The following is a 15,026-nucleotide window of genomic DNA, read 5'->3' as shown; positions in this document are numbered from 1 at the left end:
CGTGAACGTGTCCGGACAAAGTGTATACGAAGAACAATTACTGGAAGGTGGCCGACAGTGTCGAGCACAGCGCCCCGCGTCACCCACCCCCGCGTCGCCCCGCGCCGAGACGAGCGCCTGCTGCGGCGACGGCAGGCGCTCGTCGTCGTCCTCACCTTCCTCACCGGCAGCGCCGACGCTCTCGGTTTCCTCGCCCTCGGCGGCGCCTTCGCCAGCGTGATGACCGGCAACATGGTCCTGCTCGGGCTCTCGGCCGGCCGGGGCGAGGCCGACCTGGCTCTGACGTCGGGCTGCGCCATCGTCAGCTTTATCGTCGGTGTCCTCGCGGGCGCCCGCGTCGTCGGCTCGGCACAGCCCGACGATCCGGTCTGGCCCCGGCGGGTCACCTGGGCGCTGGTCCTGGAGCTGTCGGTGTTCGTGGTGTTCGCCGCCGTCTGGGAGGTCACGCTGCACACCGCCGACGCGGGTGTCCATTTGGCGCTGCTGATGCTGTCCGCTGTCGCGCTGGGGGTGCAGAGCAGTGCGATCCAACGCTTCGGCGTGTCCGGCCTGTCCTCCACGTACCTGACCGGCACGCTCACCAGCCTGATCGCCGGGGTCGCCGCGCGCAGCCCGTGGGCCAGCCTGCGCCCCAAGGCTCAGGTGCTGCTGGCCCTCATGGTCGGCGCGGCGGTCGGAGCCCTGGTCGCCCTGCACCTGCCGGTCGTCGCCCCGGCCCTGCTGATCGTGCCGCTGGTGCTCGTCATCGCCGTGTCCGCGCGGATGCGGGCCTGAGCCTCAGACGCCGCGAGCGCGGCCGGAGCCTCAGACGCCGCGAGCGCGGCCGGAGCCTCAGACGCCGCGAGCGCGGCCGGAGCCTCAGACGCCGCGGGCGAACAGGGCCAGACGGACCCGGTTGGGGCTGTCGGTCTTGGTCATCAGGCTGGTGATGTGGGTCTTGACCGTGGTGACACCGATGTGGAGCTGGTCGGCGATCTCGGTGTTGGACAGGCCCTCGGCGACCAGGTTGAGCACGTCCCGTTCCCTGGCGGTCAGGCCCGGCAGGGCCGGCGGTGAGCCGGGACGGGCGTGCACCGCGCGCTGCACGAGGCGGCGCAGCACCTCCGGGCTGAACGGGCTGTCGCCGACGGCGGCCCGGCGGATGCCGTCCAGCAGCTCGGTCGGCGGTGCGTCCTTGAGCAGGAACCCGCACGCTCCGGCGGTCAGCGCGGGGTAGAGGTGGTCGTCGTCGCCGAACGTGGTCAGCACCAGGACGCGGGTGGCGGGGCGTTCGGCGAGGATCCGGCTGGTCGCGGTGATCCCGTCGACGCCGGGCATCCGCAGATCCATGACGACGACATCGGGGAGGAGCCGCCCGGCGAGCGGGATCGCCTCACGCCCGCTGTCGGCCTCCCCGACGACCTCGATGTCGGGTTGCGCGTCGCAGAGCATGCGCAGCCCGGCCCGGATGAGGTGCTGGTCGTCGACCAGCAGCACCCGGATCACGCCGGCTCCGACGCGGGCGACCCGGCCGGGGCCTCCCGCTCGCGGGGCACCGACCCGACCGGTGCGTGGGCGGACGCGGCGGCCACGGCCGGAAGGACGGTTCGCACCCGCCACCCGGTGCCGGTCGGGCCCGCCTCCAGCCGGCCGCTGAGGACCTCGACACGCTCGCGCATCCCGGTGATGCCGTGCCCGCCACCGGCCGGCACGCCCGCCGGCACCCCACCACGGCCGTTGTCGGTGACCTCCCAATGCACCGCGCCGTCCCGGACAGCCACCACGAGGTGCGCGAGCGCGGACGTCCCCGCGTGTTTGGCCACGTTGGTCAGCGCCTCCTGGGTCAGTCGCAGCACCGCCATGCCGCGCACCGCGTCGAGCGAACCGATCGCCGGGTCGAGATCGGCCTCCACCGTGACACCCGCCTGCCGGGCCCGGTCGATGGACGCGCCGATCGCCGCCGGCAGCGCGGACGGCTCGATCGCGGTCAGCGCCGCGTCGCCGCGTACCCCGTCGGGGTTGCGCAGCACCGCGACCAGCCGGCGCAGCTCCGCGAGGGCCGCGGTGCCGGTGCCGTGCACGTCGTTGAAGACCTCGCCCACCCGTGGGTCCAGGTCGGTGAGCACGTGCCGGGCCACGCCGACCCGCAGGACCATCGACGCCACATGGTGCGCGACGACGTCGTGCAGCTCGCGGGCGATGGCGCTGCGTTCGTCGGCGCGGGCCGCGCGGCTCTCCGAGGCGTGCTGGCGTTGCTCGGCCAGGGCGCGCTCCACGGCCTGTCGACTCAGCTCCCGGTTGGTGCGGATGACGAGGCCGAGCAGCACCGGTACGCCGACCTCCAGGGCCAGCCCGACGACCCCGGAGGCGAACCGGCGCGGCGGGTCGCCGATCGAGTCGGTCAGATCGACCAGGACCAGCAGCGCGGTGGCCAGCCAGATGGTCCGGGGGCGGCGCGCACGCATGGTGACTTCGAGCAATGCCCAACTGGTGCCAACCTGGTTGATCGTGAAGTCGTCGATCAGGCCGATCGCGACCGTCAGCAGGGCGGCCTGCGCCACCAGGTTGACGACCGGCCGACGGTGCGCCGCCAGCGCCACGGTGAACGCGAGCACCGCAAGGATCCACTGTGTCGTCGTGGGTGTGCTGGCGGAGTGCGGGACGACGAGCAGGTAGCACAGCCCGGTGAGATCGAGCAACACCATCCGCACGAGCGTGTCCCGCATGTCGAACAGTCGCCCGAGCCAGCTCACGGTCGTCAGCCTAGGTGCTGCGGCCCGGTGGCGGCGGCCGCCGACCGCCGCCACCGGGTCCGGACCACGAGGTACGCGGCCAGGCCGAGCGGCCCGAGCAGGATGGTCAGCACCAGCACCGGAGCCATCACCAGCGCCGGCACCCCCCGATCGCGGCTGTCCAACCACGCCCACCGTCCGACGAACAGGTCGAACGCGATCATGTGCGCCCAACCCGCCGCGGCCCCGCCGGAGGTGCCGAGCAGGTCGCGCACCCCGGCCAGGGTCGGCGACGCCACGGCCGGAAGCACGTCGCCGAACGCCGGGAGCACCAGCAGCGCGTAGATCACCACGACCGGCAGCACGATCAGCGGGGAGGCGATGATCCGGGCGGTCCACGACCAGCGCGGAAGCAGGATCATCAGCGCCCAGAACGGCGCGGCCACCGCGAACGTCAGGGAGAACAGCGTTCCGGTCATGCGGCCAGCGCCAGTTCCGGCCGACGTCGCCGGGCCAGCACCAGACCGGTCGCGGTCGCCGTCGCGACCACCAGGGCCGCGACCGCGGCGAGCGTGACGGCGTCCGGCCGCAGCAGCGGCTGTCCGCGCAGGGCCTGCCAGGTCAACAGCACTGTGAGTACGCCGTACGCGGCGCCCGCGACGACAAGCAGCCGGGCGCGGGTGCGCTCGTCCAACCGCGTCGCGAACCGGCTCAGCAGGATCGCCAGGATCGGCAACGCCTGGAGGGCGTGCAGCCCCACGAAGTGCCCGATCCGCAGGTCACCGCCGGTGGTGCTCCAGCCCACCACGGGCAGTCCCGATCCGCCGTCGACGACGCCCACGCTGTGCGCCCCGGAGATCCCGTCGATCCCCGGCTCCTGCATGGGAAGCACCATCGGCACCGCCGCGAGCATGCCCAGCAGCGACAGGCCGAGCCCCCACCCGACGGCCGTCGCAGCGGCCCGGTCCGGGATCCGCCGGATCAGCAGCACGACGCCGACCAGGAGGTGCGCGAGGAAAAGCACCATGATCGCCGCGCCCATCACCGAGAACAGTGCACCGTTGAGCGGGGAGGTGCCGTTGAAGTGGCTGGTCTGTCCGCGTACCACCTGGGCGACGATCACGATCATCTCGATCACCGCCATCGCGACGATTACCGTGACCGCCCACTCGGCCGCCCGGCTGCGTCGTGGCAGCAGGGAGAGCATCCAGGCGAGCGTCGCGCCGTACAGCACGAACGACACCGCGAACTTGAACGGCTTGAGCCAGATCGGCGCCCCGGTGAGAACGCGCGAATCGACGAAAATGCCGACGGCCGCGACGACGGCGAGCACCGCCATCGCGGAGACGAAGACCATCAGAGGGCGATTCCACTGCGTCGCCCGGCGCACAACTGTAGTCATGTCTGTAGATGTTCGTGGTCGTGTCCGCCGATCGCGTCCAACCCCGAGCCCCGGTTGCGGCCGCTGGTCGGAGGCCGCCTCCTCCCTGGGTAGGAGACGAAACCCGTCGAAGCCGCTCGGTGGTGCTGGCACAATGGCCGGCCTGCCGACGGGACGGGGATCGACCATGACGACCAGTGCGGACCGTGTCCAACCGAACGAGACCACAGTGCCGCTGCTGCACTGCCCAGCCCCGGAGGAAACCCTGGCGTTCTGGCGGGCGCTCGGGTTCGAGGTGACCTACGAGCAGACCAGACCGTACGTGTACCTGGCCTTCCAGTGGAGTGGGTTCCAGCTGCACTACGGGCCGGCACCAAAGGATCTCGACCCGGCGAAAGAGCATTCCGGCGGCTGCCTGGTGATGGTGGACGCGGTGGCGTCGTACCACGCGGTGTTCACCGAGGCGATGCGCCGCAGCTACGGCAAGGTGCTGGTCAAGGGTTTGCCCCGGATGACCCGCTACCGCGCCGGCGCGTCGCGGTTCAGCATCGTCGACCCGTCCGGCAACACCATCACCTTCATCCAGCGGGATGAGCCGCAGGACCTGGAGTACGGCGGGTCGACGGAGCTCGACGGGTTGGCCCGGGTGCTCGACAACGCGCGGATCCTGCGCGAGTTCAAGACGGATGACCGGGCGGCCTATCGGGCGCTCGACTCGGGGATGCGCCGCCGCGCCGAGGACGCGCCGGTGGTCGAGCAGGCGATGGCGCTGGCCGGCCTGATCGAGCTGGCCACCGCGTTGGACAAGGCCGACCGGGTGCCCGAGTGGGGCGCCCGACTCCAGGCGCTGTCGTTGACCCCGGAGCAGCGGACGCAGGTGGCGCAGTACGTCGCCGACCCGGCCGTCCTCGAACCGTGGTGGCCTGACCCGCGCTGACCCCGGACCTCCCCGCGTCCGGCCCGCAGCGATGTCGTTGTAGCCCGAACCCGTCAGGGCCGCACGTTGGTGTCGTCGTCGAGGACAACCTCCGCCAGCCGCTCCGGGAACATCCGACGCACGCTCGCGGAGTAGTCGCTCCCATCGCCGGGCTGGGTGACGCGATCGCCGTCCACCCGCACCGGTATGGAGACTCCGAAGACGTCCCCGACCCCCGGTGCTGCTTCACAGTGCGCCCAGGCGAACGACGAAGAGCCGTCTCGCCCCAGCAGTCGAACCTCGCAGGTGCCTGGTCCGTTCAGCAACTCGGCGGGGAGGAGCGTCGCGAGACGTTCCTCCTCAGCCCGCACGTCAGCCGCGTTTCGGTCGGGCAGTGCGTACGGCGGCTCGGAGCAGCCGGTGAGCAGCCCGATCGCCAGGCCGAACCCGACGGCGTGTCGGCGAATCACCCCCGCAGCATCTCATTCGATGGTTCTGAGACGACGTCACCGTCAGTTTGCGGACCGAGCCCTCGTTGCGCTGTGGCGGAACAGCGCCGCCACGTGGGGGCACCTCAGGCGATGCAGAGCAGGCTCAACATGGAAGGGGCGGCGACGATCACCGTGACGGCGACCCATCACCTGCGGCGGCGTCAACCGGCTCGACCGCAGCGCGCTAGGAGGCCAACCGTTGGCGCGCGGTGGCCGTCGGTCGGGGGAGTTCGGCGCTGTCGTCCGACGTGTTGATCTCTGACCAGACGGCGTCGAGGGAGAGCCCGAGGACGTCGGCGATGGCCGCGATGGTCGGAAACGCGGGGGTGGCGATCCGGCCGGACTCGATCTTTCGAAGGGTCTCCGGCGAGACGCCCGCGTCCAGCGCGGTGAGGAGCATCGAACGCTCTCCACGGGCTCGACGCAGGAGCGCACCGAGGCGCTGTCCGCGTTCGAGCTCTGCGGGAGTGAGCGGCAACCTGACCATGCTCCGATTCTAGTACCGGGATAATATGGCCGGGATACTTATTGGTCGTCCGAGGAAGGCGCTGCATGATCGAGATCCTGAGCCCCACCGACGTGCTGCGAGCGAAGGACACCGGCGCGCTGGTCGCCCGCATCCTGCAGACGCTGAAGGGCCGCTGCGTGGTCGGCACCAACCTCCTGGACATCGACCGGTGGGCCCAGGCCATGATCACCGAGGCCGGGGCGCAGTCCTGCTACGTCGACTATGAGCCGTCCTTCGGGCGCGGGCCGTTCGGCCACTACATCTGCACGTCGGTGAATGACGCCGTGCTGCACGGGTTGCCGTACGACTACCCGCTCGCCGACGGCGACCTGCTCTCGCTCGACCTCGCCGTCTCCCAGGGTGGAGTCGTCGCGGACTCGGCCGTCAGCTTCATCGTGGGCGACGTGCGGCCCCCGGAGAGCGTCGCGCTGATCGAGGCGACCGAGCGCGCCTTGCAGGCGGGGATCGCCGCCGCCGGCCCCGGCGTTCCCATCGGTGACATTTCCCACGCGATCGGCTCGGTCCTCAACGCGGCGGGATACTCGGTCAACACGGAGTTCGGCGGCCACGGCGTCGGATCGACGATGCACCAGGACCCGCACGTCTCCAACACCGGCCGCCCCGGTCGCGGCTACCGGCTACGCCCGGGGCTGCTGCTGGCGCTGGAGCCGTGGGTGATGGCGGACACCGCCACGCTCGTCACCGATGCCGATGGCTGGACCCTCCGCAGCGCGACGGGCTGCCGGACGGCGCACAGCGAGCACACCATCGCCATCACCGACGACGGCGCGGACGTGCTCACCCTGCCGACGCCCTGACCCGTGGGGCACGATCGACGCCCTCACCGGTCAGCCGACGACGGGCGGCCCACGATGGACGATTAACCGGCGGCCGAAGGGGCACGTCCCTCCGTGGCACCCTGCCGAATCGTGTTCAGAATGAACCGATCGGTCATATTTTCCGTGATGACGGTCAGGGTCACCCACCAGAGTCACGGAGGCACGATGTCAACGGTTCGAACTGGTCCGGTCATCGGACTGCTCGTGCAGATCGTCCTGCTGGCGGTGCTGGGGGAGACGGTCGGTCTGGGCACGGCGGGCTGGGTGGCGGGGCTGGCGTACGGGGTGGTCCTGTGCGCCCTGCTCAGCCGGGGGATGTCCCGCTCCGGCGCGGGTGCGCTCAGCCCGGCCGACCGGGTCACCCTGAGCCGGGCGATCCTCGTCGGCGGCGTGACGGCCCTGGCCGCCGACTCGTTCGGCCGGTCGGCGCCGATCACCCTGATGGTCGTCCTCACCAGCGTGGCGTTGGCCCTCGACGCCGTGGACGGGTACACGGCCCGCCGCACCGGGACCACCAGCGAGCTCGGCGCGCGCTTCGACATGGAGATCGACTCCGTCCTGGTCCTGGTCCTCTGCCTGCATGTGGCCCCCGCTGTCGGTGGCTGGGTGCTCGTGATCGGCGCGATGCGCTACCTCTTCGGCGCCGCGACCTGGATGTTGGAGTGGATGCGGGGATCCGCGCCGCCGCGTTACTGGAGCAAGGTCGTCGCCGCGATCCAGGGCGTGGTGTTGACGGTGGCGATGGCCGACGTGCTGCCCGCGCCGCTGACGACCCTGATGCTGGTGGTGTCGGTGGCGCTGCTGGTCGAGTCGTTCGGGCGTGACGTCGCCTGGCTCTGGACGAACCGGCACCTGCGCCACACCGTTCTCCATGGCGCCCAGGGTGCGATGGTCCAGCCGGCCAGCTCGGCGAGCCACAGCGCCCCAGGCACCGGAGCGGGGCTGGCCGAGCTGACCCCGAGCAAGACCGATGGGTTGCAGTGGTCGGACCGTCCGACTGTCGCCGTGGCCCGACGCGGGATCGCCCGCGTCTGAGCCGCCCGGATGCCGTACTCAGCAAAGATCATGGAAGGATGCCCGGGTTGTCGCTCTTGACGCGCGTACGTCAGTTGCCGAACCAGGGACGGAGGGCGATGAGGGCCGAAGCCTCGGGCGACACCGCCGACGGCACCCACGTCGAGGATCGGCCGAAACGCTCCATCGCCGCCCGGCTGACGACCGTGCTGGCCGCGCTGCTCGTGCTGCTCGTCCTCACCGTGCCGTACGACTTCGGCCGGCTCAGCCCGGCGGCGTTCGCGCGGATCCCCCTGGAGGCGCTGCTGGTAGTGGCCCTCCTACTCGCCCTGCCGTCTCGCGGCAGCCGACTGGTCGCGACGCTGGCCGGCGTGGCCCTCGGCCTGCTCGGCCTGTTGAAGCTGCTCGACCTGGGGTTCACCGCCTCGCTGAGCCGGGCGTTCGACCCGGTGCTCGACTGGGCGCTCCTCGACGAGGGGTTCGCCTTCCTCAGCGAGTCGTACGGTCGACCCGCCGCCATCGGCGTCGCCATCACCCTGGCGGTGGTGTTCGTGGGCCTGCCCACACTGGTCACGCTGTCGATGCGGCGACTGCGGCGACTGGTGGTCCGACACCGCACCGCGACCACCCGGATCGTGGCCGCGCTGGTGGTCGTCTGGGTGGCCTGCGCCGCGTTCAACGTGCGGGTGGTCGAGGGCGTGCCGGTCGCCGACACGTCCGCGACCACGCTGACCAACGGCCACGGCTTCCAGGTGCGCCTGCGACTCGACGACCGGGAGAGGTTCGCCGCCCTGCTCGGGGACGACAGGTTCGCCGACACCCCCGGCGACCAACTGCTCACCGCGTTGCGCGGCAAGAACGTGGTCATCTCCTTCGTGGAGAGCTACGGCCGGGACGCCGTCGAGGACCCGGAGTTCGCCCCACAGGTCGGTGCGGTCCTCGACGGCGGGACCAGCCGGCTGAACGCGGCGGGATTCGCCGCGCAGAGCGGCTTCCTCACGTCGCCGACGTTCGGCGGCGGCAGCTGGCTCGCGCACGACACGCTGCTGTCCGGCCTCTGGGTCGACAACGACCAGCGGCACCGTACCCTGCTGGCGAGTGACCGGATGACCCTCAACGGCGCCTTCCGCCGTGCCGACTGGCAGACCGTGGGAGTGATGCCCGCCGTCAGCAGGGCGTGGCCGGAGGGCTCCTTCTTCGGCTACGAGCGGTTCTACGACGCCAGAGCCCTCGGGTACCGCGGCCCGAAGTTCAGCTTCGGCACGATGCCCGACCAGTACACCCTCGCCAGTTGGCGGCGCCTGGAGCAGGCGAAGCGCGACGGCAAGCCGACGATGACGGAACTCGCGCTGGTGTCGAGTCACGCGCCCTGGACGCCCGTCCCGGATCTGGTCGACTGGGCAGCCATCGGCAACGGGGCGATCTTCAAGGGGACCGTCAAGGAGTCCGACGACAAGCGACGCAACACCGAGCAGATCCGCGCGGACTACCGGCACTCCATCGAGTACACGTTGAGCGCGCTCATCTCGTACGTGCAGACCTACGGCGACGATGACCTGGTGTTCATCTTCCTCGGTGACCATCAGCCCGCCGCAGTGGTCACCGGCGACAACGCCAGCCGAGACGTCCCGATCACCATCATCACCCGGGACCGGGCCGTCCTGGACCGGATCTCCGGGTGGGGTTGGCAGGACGGACTCAAGCCCGGTCCGCAGGCACCGGTCTGGCGGATGGACACCTTCCGGGACCGCTTCCTGACCGCCTTCGGGCCGTAAGCCCGGCCAACCCGACGGACTGGACTCAAGACAGATGACGGCTGGCACCGACACCAGGATCGCCGCGCTCAGAACCGACCCCGCGATGTCCCTCCTGCACCGATCGCTGGATGTCTACTACGGCGACGCCGAGCGCGACGCGCGGATGGACGCCTTCTACTCCCGGTTCGTCGCCGAGGGCGATCTCGTCTTCGACGTCGGGTCGCACGTGGGCGACCACATCGCCAGCTTTCGTCGTCTCGGGGCGCGGGTGGTCGCCGTGGAGCCGCAGCCGCTGTGCCTCCGCGCCCTGCGGGCCATCTACGCCGACGACGACCAGGTGACACTCGTCGAAGCGGTCTGCGGCGCAGCCCCCGGTAGCACCCGTTTCCACGTCAACTCCGCCAATCCCACCGTGTCCACCGCCTCGCCCGACTTCGTGCGGGCGGCGGAGGGCGCGGGCGGGTGGGACGGCGAGGTGTGGGATGCCGACATCGAGGTCCCGGTGGTCACCGTCGACGCGCTGATCGAGACGTACGGCGTGCCGACCTTTGCCAAGATCGACGTTGAGGGTTTCGAGGACGAGGTGCTGGCCGGCCTGAGCCGCCCACTGCTCGCGTTGTCGTTCGAGTTCACCACGATCGCGCGTGCGGTCGCCGCCCGGTGTCTCGATCGGCTGACCGCGCTCGGCTTCGACGGCTTCGACGTGGCGTTGGGCGACGACAAGTCGATGACGTTCCGACGTTGGATGTCCGCGACCGACCTGGCGACGCATCTGCACGAACTACCGCACGCCGCGAACTCCGGCGACGTGTACTGCGTGTCCGGGAGCCAGGCGGCCACCACCGATAGCTGACCGGAGCAGTCGTCACCCGCTTCGGTCCGGCGGTGAACGGCACCGGGCCCGACGATCAGATGATCGGCCGCTGGCGGTGGGACGGGCTGGCGCGGGATGATCGTCGTTCGTCTCGACGCCGAGCCGAGCCACGCGATCGCGGGGGAGAGGGTGACGCCGGTGACCCCGACACAGCTGCGCGCGTACGTCGCCGTGGTCCGGCTGGGCTCGGTCAAACAGGCCGCTGCGGAGCTTCAGGTCTCCGAGTCGGCGGTGTCGCTGCACATCGCCCAGCTGCGCAAGGAGTTCGGCGACAAGCTCTTCGCCCGGACGGCGGCGGGCCTCGCGTTCACCCCGGGTGGGCTGCGGCTGGCCAGTCGCGCGGCGGAGCTGCTGGGCCTGCAGGACCGCACCATGCTGGAGGTCAGCGCCGCGACGCGCGGGCGACGGATGCTGCGGGTCGCCGCGTCGAGCCTGTTCGCCGAGTTCGCCGCGCCGGGGCTGATCGAACTCTTCGCGAAGCGGGCCGCCGACCTCGACGTCGAGTTGAGCGTGCGCAACCCAGGCTCGTTCGAATCGCTGTTGTTGACCCGCGCCGCCGACATCGCGATCGGGCCGCAACCCTCGGTCGTCGACAGCGCCATCGGCTGCCGGCCGGTGATGAACTACCGGCTCGTGATCGCCGTCGGTCCGGAGCATCCACTGGCCGGCCTGGCGGCGTCCCCGGGGCAGCTGCGGGAGCAGACCTGGCTGCTCGGGCCGTCGGCCGCCACCGAGTGGGGCGCGGTCCCGGCGCTGCTGCGCCGGCTGGCCGTGCCGGAAGAGCGGCAGCAGATCTTCCAGAGCCACGCGGCCGCGCTGGGGGAGGCCAAGCGGGGCAGGGGGGTGGCACCGGCCCTCGCGTTCACCGTCGCGCCGGACATCCGTCAGGGCCAGCTCGGGCAGGTGGTGGGGCCGCACGCGACCATGGAGGCGGTGTGGCACGCGCAGGTGCTCGCCACCCCCGGTTCGATGTCGGCCGCCGAGGAACTGTCGCGCTTCTCGTCGACGCCGAGGGCGATTCAGGCGATGATGCGCGGCGCGGGCGTCAGCGTCGGCCACTTCCGGCCGTCGGTGCACGTGACGCTCTGGAGTTGACGGGCGACGACCAGCAGGTCCTGGAAGGTGCCGGCCGGCAGCATCCGGTCGCAGTAGGGGAGAGCGGCGGCCATGCCGCCGACCCGGGGCGTGAAGCCGGGCGCGCCGGCGCGGGGATTCAACCAGACGATCCGGTACGCGCGGCGGCTCAGCCGGGCCATCACCGCCGCCAGTTCGTCCGGCGGGTCGCTGTCCCAGCCGTCCGATCCGATCACCACCACCGCCCCGCGCACGGCGTCCGCGTGATGGGAGGTGAGCAGGGAGCGCAGGTTCGTGGCGATCCGGGTGCCGCCGTACCGGTCGGTCACGGCGGCGCTGGCCTGCGCGACCGCCTCGGCCGCCGACGTGTGTCGCAGCACCACGGTGAGCCGGGTCAGCGTCGTCGCGAACGCGAAGACCTCCGCGTCGGCGACCACCGCGAACGCCCGCATCAGATGCAGGTACGCGGTCGCCTGCGCCCGCATCGACTCGCTGACGTCGCAGAGCAGCACGACCCGGCGTGGTCGTCGCACCGGTCGCTCGCGGACGACCTCGACGGGTTCCCACCCGGTGCGGCGGGCCCGGGCGATGGTGGCCCGTAACGCGACCCGGGCACCGCCCGCGCCGATGGCGAACCGCAGGGTACGCCGGGTCGGCCAGCCGGCGACGGCCCTGCGCAGGGCGTCGCCGAGTTGTGCCACCTGCGTGCTGTCGAGTTCGTCGAACGGACGGTCGGCGAGCCCGCTGAGGGCGCTGGGGCGCCGCTCGGGCAGCAGCAGCGCGGTGTCGTGTGCCGGTGTCTCCGTGACGGCCGGCGGCAGCGTCGCCCACGGCAGGCCACCGCCGGAATCCGAGTCGTCGGTGTCGGCCGGCACCCGCACGTACACGTCGTCGTGAGCGTCAGGTGGGGACGCGGACCGCGACGACCGGGGCAGCGGGGGCGGGTCCGCGAAGATCGCTGCGAAGACCCGGTCGAACGCGGCGAGGTCGGCGTGCCGTCGGACCAGGCAGATCCGGGCGGTCCAGTAGAGCGACGACATCGAGTCGGGTGGGCTGGCGGCGAGCGCCCTGACGAAGTCGTCGACGTCGGTGAGGCCGGCCGCGACGCCGGCTCGGCGCAGCCGGCCGGCGAGCGCCACCGCGAACGCGGCCCGGTCGACCCCGCGCAGCATGCCCTGGCTCACCGGCGCGAGGCCAGCCAGGCGATCACCGCGCCCACGGCGACGAGACCGACAACGACGGGTACGAGGCGCTTGGTGATCGAACCGCCGGCGATGCTGAGCAGGTCGAGCGCCTCCGGCTCGGCAGCCGCCGCCACGCGGGTGGAACCGCCGGGCGACTCGGCCGCCGCCGCCGGGGCCGACGGCAGTGACGGCGAGATCGGCGACGATGCCGCCGTCGAAGAGGCGGGCGACGGCGCGACGGGTGAGGGCTCGATCGGTGACGGCGCGACGGCGGCGGTCGTGGGCGTGGTGGCGACCGCTGTCGCGGACGCGGCGGGAAGCGTCTCGGGAACTCCGGACGGCGGCGCGACGGGCTCGGAGTCCGCGCGTGGTGCCGGCACGGCCGGGGCCGAGTGGTCGGCCGCGAGCTTGGCCTCCAGGTTGGCGACGAACTGGGCCACCAACTTGCCCGACACCTCCTTGATCATGCCGCTGCCGAACTGGGCCAGCTTGCCGGAGATCTTCAGGTCGGTGTCCACGCTGACCAGCGTCCGGTCGCCGTCCGGCCGCAGGTGGGCGGTGACCAGCGCGGACGCGTTCCCCGTCGACCGGGCGTCGCGGCCCTTCGCGTCGATCACCCCACGGTAGGCGGCGTCGTCCTTCTCGACGAACCGGGCGGTGCCCGCGAACTCCGAGATCACCGGCCCGACCTTGACCTTCACCCTGCCCCGGTAGACGTCACCGTCGACGCCGGTCAACTGGGCGCCCGGCAGGCACGGCGCGATCCCCTCCAGATCGGTGAGCACCGCCCACGCCTCGTCGATCGGGACAGCGACCGCGAACTCGTTCGTGATCTTCATAGCTGGCTCTCCTGGTAGGCGCCGAGCGCGGCGGCGACCACGGCGCGGTCGTCGGGGGTCTTGGCGATGGTGCCGATGGTCAGCGCGACGTCGTCGGCGGCGAGATCGGCGACGCCCAGCACGGACAGCGCGGCCACCCAGTCGATGGTCTCGGCCATCCCGGGGGGCTTCTCCAGCTCCCGGCCGCGTACGCCGCCGACGAACTGGACGGCAGTCTGGATCAGCGGCTCGGTCGCGCCCGGCACGGCGCGTCGGACGATCTCGACGGCGCGGGCCGGTTCGGGAAAGTCGATCCAGTGGTACAGGCAGCGGCGGCGCAACGCGTCGTGCAACTCCCGGCTGCGGTTGGAGGTGAGCACCACGACCGGCGGCGTATGGGCGGTGAACGTGCCGAGCTCGGGGATCGTGATGCCGGCCTCGCCGAGGAACTCGAACAGCAGCGCCTCGAACTCGTCGTCGGCCCGGTCGATCTCGTCGATCAGCAGCACCGGCGGGACCGGCCCCCGGTGGCGTACGGCCCGCAGGATCGGCCGTTCCTGGAGGTACTCGGCGCTGAACAGGTCCGCGTCGGTGAGCCGGGTGTGGTGCGCCTCGGCAAGCCGGATCGCCAGCAGTTGCCGCTGGTAGTTCCATTCGTAGAGCGCCTCGCCCGCGGTGAGCCCCTCATAGCACTGCAACCGGATCAGCGGTGTCTCCAGCGCGCGGGCCAACGCCTTCGCGGCGGCGGTCTTGCCGACACCCGGCTCGCCCTCCAGCAGCAGGGGCCGGCCGAGGCGCAGGGCCAGGAACAGGGCCATCGCCATGCCGTCGTCGACCAGGTAGTCGACGGCGTCGAGGCGGTGCCGGACGGCTTGGGCGTCCTTCATGCCTCGCCCGCCAGCAGGCGCTCGTAGTCGGCTCGGGTGTCCACGTCGATCGGCACCGGCCCGTCGACGGGCACCTCGGTCACCGGGTGACGCCCGGAGTGCAGGAGCTTCCAGACGGCCTTGTCGCCGTGCAGGTCGTACAACTCGGGCAGGACCTCGCGGCCGAAGCGGAAGGGATGGCCCAGGCCGTCCGCGTACCGGCACACGGCCAGCGGGGTGCCCGCAGCGGCGACCCGGCGGACGTCCGTGGCGCGGACGCCGGGCTGGTCGCCGAGGAGCAGCACAAGCGCGTCGGCGCGCGGGTCCACGGCCCGCGCGGCCGTGCTGACCGACGACCCGCAGCCGGTGCTGAACGCCGGGTTCTGCACGACCTGGCAGCCGGTCAGGTCCACCCGGTCGCGGATGCCGCCCGCCGCGCCGCCCAGGGTGACGAGCAACTGGTCGAAGCCGCACGAGCGCGCCAGGTCGAGGGTGGCGTCGAGCAGCGTCCGCCCCCGGTACGGGAGCAGTTGCTTGGCCTCGCCGAGCCGCACCGACGCTCCAGCGGCGAGCACCACGCCGGTCAGGAACAC

16 protein-coding genes and 1 pseudogene are annotated in these 15,026 nt (G+C 71.8%); 7 read left to right on the top strand and 10 right to left on the bottom strand.

From position 1 onward, the window contains the following. The first annotated feature begins 57 nt into the window (after positions 1 to 57). Positions 58 to 774: a YoaK family protein gene (locus ACFYP0_RS04560; protein ID WP_355500365.1), complete on the top strand. Its 717-nt coding sequence runs from the start codon at positions 58 to 60 to the stop codon at positions 772 to 774. A gap of 84 nt (positions 775 to 858) precedes the next feature. Here ACFYP0_RS04560 and ACFYP0_RS04555 read toward each other — a convergent pair whose 3' ends face one another. From ACFYP0_RS04555 to ACFYP0_RS04540, 4 genes are read right to left on the bottom strand one after another with little or no spacing between them, the layout of a single operon-like run. After that, complete coding sequence (locus tag ACFYP0_RS04555) at positions 859 to 1,485, bottom strand: response regulator transcription factor (protein WP_112605650.1); 627 nt, start codon at positions 1,483 to 1,485, stop codon at positions 859 to 861. Continuing rightward, positions 1,482 to 2,732 carry a sensor histidine kinase gene (locus tag ACFYP0_RS04550; RefSeq protein ID WP_356975168.1) on the bottom strand — a complete coding sequence of 417 codons (1,251 nt, stop codon included), beginning with the start codon at positions 2,730 to 2,732 and terminating at the stop codon, positions 1,482 to 1,484. Before ACFYP0_RS04550 ends, ACFYP0_RS04555 begins: the two co-directional genes overlap by 4 nt. A gap of 5 nt (positions 2,733 to 2,737) precedes the next feature. After that, positions 2,738 to 3,190: an ABA4-like family protein gene (locus ACFYP0_RS04545; RefSeq protein WP_356975170.1), complete on the bottom strand. Its 453-nt coding sequence runs from the start codon at positions 3,188 to 3,190 to the stop codon at positions 2,738 to 2,740. Then, positions 3,187 to 4,113: a hypothetical protein gene (locus ACFYP0_RS04540; protein ID WP_355500357.1), complete on the bottom strand. Its 927-nt coding sequence runs from the start codon at positions 4,111 to 4,113 to the stop codon at positions 3,187 to 3,189. The genes ACFYP0_RS04545 and ACFYP0_RS04540 overlap by 4 nt, the downstream gene beginning before the upstream one ends. 166 nt (positions 4,114 to 4,279) lie before the next feature. On the opposite strand from ACFYP0_RS04540, the gene ACFYP0_RS04535 reads away from it, so the two are divergent. After that, positions 4,280 to 5,029: a glyoxalase gene (locus tag ACFYP0_RS04535; RefSeq protein ID WP_355500355.1), complete on the top strand. Its 750-nt coding sequence runs from the start codon at positions 4,280 to 4,282 to the stop codon at positions 5,027 to 5,029. A 53-nt stretch (positions 5,030 to 5,082) separates the two neighbouring features. On the opposite strand, the gene ACFYP0_RS04530 is transcribed toward ACFYP0_RS04535, so the two are convergent. Together ACFYP0_RS04530 and ACFYP0_RS04525 are read right to left on the bottom strand one after the other, a co-directional pair. Beyond that, positions 5,083 to 5,478 carry a hypothetical protein gene (locus ACFYP0_RS04530; protein ID WP_355500352.1) on the bottom strand — a complete coding sequence of 132 codons (396 nt, stop codon included), beginning with the start codon at positions 5,476 to 5,478 and terminating at the stop codon, positions 5,083 to 5,085. Positions 5,479 to 5,683: 205 nt separating this feature from the next. Continuing rightward, complete coding sequence (locus ACFYP0_RS04525; RefSeq protein WP_124856151.1) at positions 5,684 to 5,986, bottom strand: helix-turn-helix domain-containing protein; 303 nt, start codon at positions 5,984 to 5,986, stop codon at positions 5,684 to 5,686. A gap of 65 nt (positions 5,987 to 6,051) precedes the next feature. Here ACFYP0_RS04525 and map point away from each other — a divergent pair, with 65 nt between their 5' ends. From map to ACFYP0_RS04500, 5 genes and pseudogenes are all read left to right on the top strand, one after another. Continuing rightward, complete coding sequence (gene map / locus ACFYP0_RS04520) at positions 6,052 to 6,825, top strand: type I methionyl aminopeptidase (RefSeq protein ID WP_356975174.1); 774 nt, start codon at positions 6,052 to 6,054, stop codon at positions 6,823 to 6,825. Between the two features lie 186 nt (positions 6,826 to 7,011). Continuing rightward, positions 7,012 to 7,704 (top strand): annotated as a pseudogene (locus ACFYP0_RS04515) (CDP-alcohol phosphatidyltransferase family protein); the annotation flags it as partial. A gap of 275 nt (positions 7,705 to 7,979) precedes the next feature. Continuing rightward, positions 7,980 to 9,635 (top strand): sulfatase-like hydrolase/transferase, encoded by a 1,656-nt coding sequence (locus tag ACFYP0_RS04510; protein ID WP_386994353.1) that lies wholly within the window; start codon positions 7,980 to 7,982, stop codon positions 9,633 to 9,635. Positions 9,636 to 9,669: 34 nt separating this feature from the next. Then, a complete protein-coding gene (locus tag ACFYP0_RS04505) occupies positions 9,670 to 10,470 on the top strand; it encodes an FkbM family methyltransferase (RefSeq protein WP_355500344.1) in 801 nt (266 codons plus the stop codon). Positions 10,471 to 10,629: 159 nt separating this feature from the next. After that, a complete protein-coding gene (locus ACFYP0_RS04500) occupies positions 10,630 to 11,586 on the top strand; it encodes a LysR family transcriptional regulator (RefSeq protein ID WP_124853910.1) in 957 nt (318 codons plus the stop codon). On the opposite strand, the gene ACFYP0_RS04495 is transcribed toward ACFYP0_RS04500, so the two are convergent. The 4 genes from ACFYP0_RS04495 to ACFYP0_RS04480 are packed head-to-tail and all read right to left on the bottom strand — an operon-like array spanning position 11,511 to position 15,026. Then, positions 11,511 to 12,749, bottom strand: coding sequence for a vWA domain-containing protein (locus tag ACFYP0_RS04495; protein ID WP_386994351.1), 1,239 nt, complete (start codon positions 12,747 to 12,749; stop codon positions 11,511 to 11,513). The two genes, ACFYP0_RS04500 and ACFYP0_RS04495, sit on opposite strands and share 76 nt — an antisense overlap. Further along, on the bottom strand, positions 12,746 to 13,588 hold the full coding sequence (locus tag ACFYP0_RS04490; RefSeq protein ID WP_386994349.1) for an SRPBCC family protein: 843 nt from the start codon (positions 13,586 to 13,588) through the stop codon (positions 12,746 to 12,748). Before ACFYP0_RS04490 ends, ACFYP0_RS04495 begins: the two co-directional genes overlap by 4 nt. Further along, positions 13,585 to 14,454: an AAA family ATPase gene (locus ACFYP0_RS04485; RefSeq protein ID WP_355500335.1), complete on the bottom strand. Its 870-nt coding sequence runs from the start codon at positions 14,452 to 14,454 to the stop codon at positions 13,585 to 13,587. The genes ACFYP0_RS04490 and ACFYP0_RS04485 overlap by 4 nt, the downstream gene beginning before the upstream one ends. Continuing rightward, positions 14,451 to 15,026, bottom strand: a complete 576-nt coding sequence (locus ACFYP0_RS04480; protein WP_355500332.1) for a nucleotidyltransferase family protein — start codon at positions 15,024 to 15,026, stop codon at positions 14,451 to 14,453. The genes ACFYP0_RS04485 and ACFYP0_RS04480 overlap by 4 nt, the downstream gene beginning before the upstream one ends.

The sequence above is a fragment of the Micromonospora arida genome (genome assembly GCF_042873195.1).
Lineage (GTDB): Bacteria > Actinomycetota > Actinomycetes > Mycobacteriales > Micromonosporaceae > Micromonospora > Micromonospora arida.
Note: the sequence above shows the minus strand (reverse complement) of the source record. Positions and strands in the feature narration are given on the sequence as shown.

What these genes read in the sequence shown, in the direction of transcription:
- ACFYP0_RS04485 (WP_355500335.1), bottom strand. Translation starts at nt 14,454, where the DNA reads ATGAAGGACGCCCAAGCCGTCCGGCACCGCCTCGACGCCGTCGACTAC.
- ACFYP0_RS04540 (WP_355500357.1), bottom strand. Translation starts at nt 4,113, where the DNA reads ATGACTACAGTTGTGCGCCGGGCGACGCAGTGGAATCGCCCTCTGATG.
- ACFYP0_RS04505 (WP_355500344.1), top strand. Translation starts at nt 9,670, where the DNA reads ATGACGGCTGGCACCGACACCAGGATCGCCGCGCTCAGAACCGACCCC.
- ACFYP0_RS04490 (WP_386994349.1), bottom strand. Translation starts at nt 13,588, where the DNA reads ATGAAGATCACGAACGAGTTCGCGGTCGCTGTCCCGATCGACGAGGCG.
- ACFYP0_RS04545 (WP_356975170.1), bottom strand. Translation starts at nt 3,190, where the DNA reads ATGACCGGAACGCTGTTCTCCCTGACGTTCGCGGTGGCCGCGCCGTTC.
- ACFYP0_RS04510 (WP_386994353.1), top strand. Translation starts at nt 7,980, where the DNA reads ATGAGGGCCGAAGCCTCGGGCGACACCGCCGACGGCACCCACGTCGAG.
- ACFYP0_RS04535 (WP_355500355.1), top strand. Translation starts at nt 4,280, where the DNA reads ATGACGACCAGTGCGGACCGTGTCCAACCGAACGAGACCACAGTGCCG.
- map (WP_356975174.1), top strand. Translation starts at nt 6,052, where the DNA reads ATGATCGAGATCCTGAGCCCCACCGACGTGCTGCGAGCGAAGGACACC.
- ACFYP0_RS04525 (WP_124856151.1), bottom strand. Translation starts at nt 5,986, where the DNA reads ATGGTCAGGTTGCCGCTCACTCCCGCAGAGCTCGAACGCGGACAGCGC.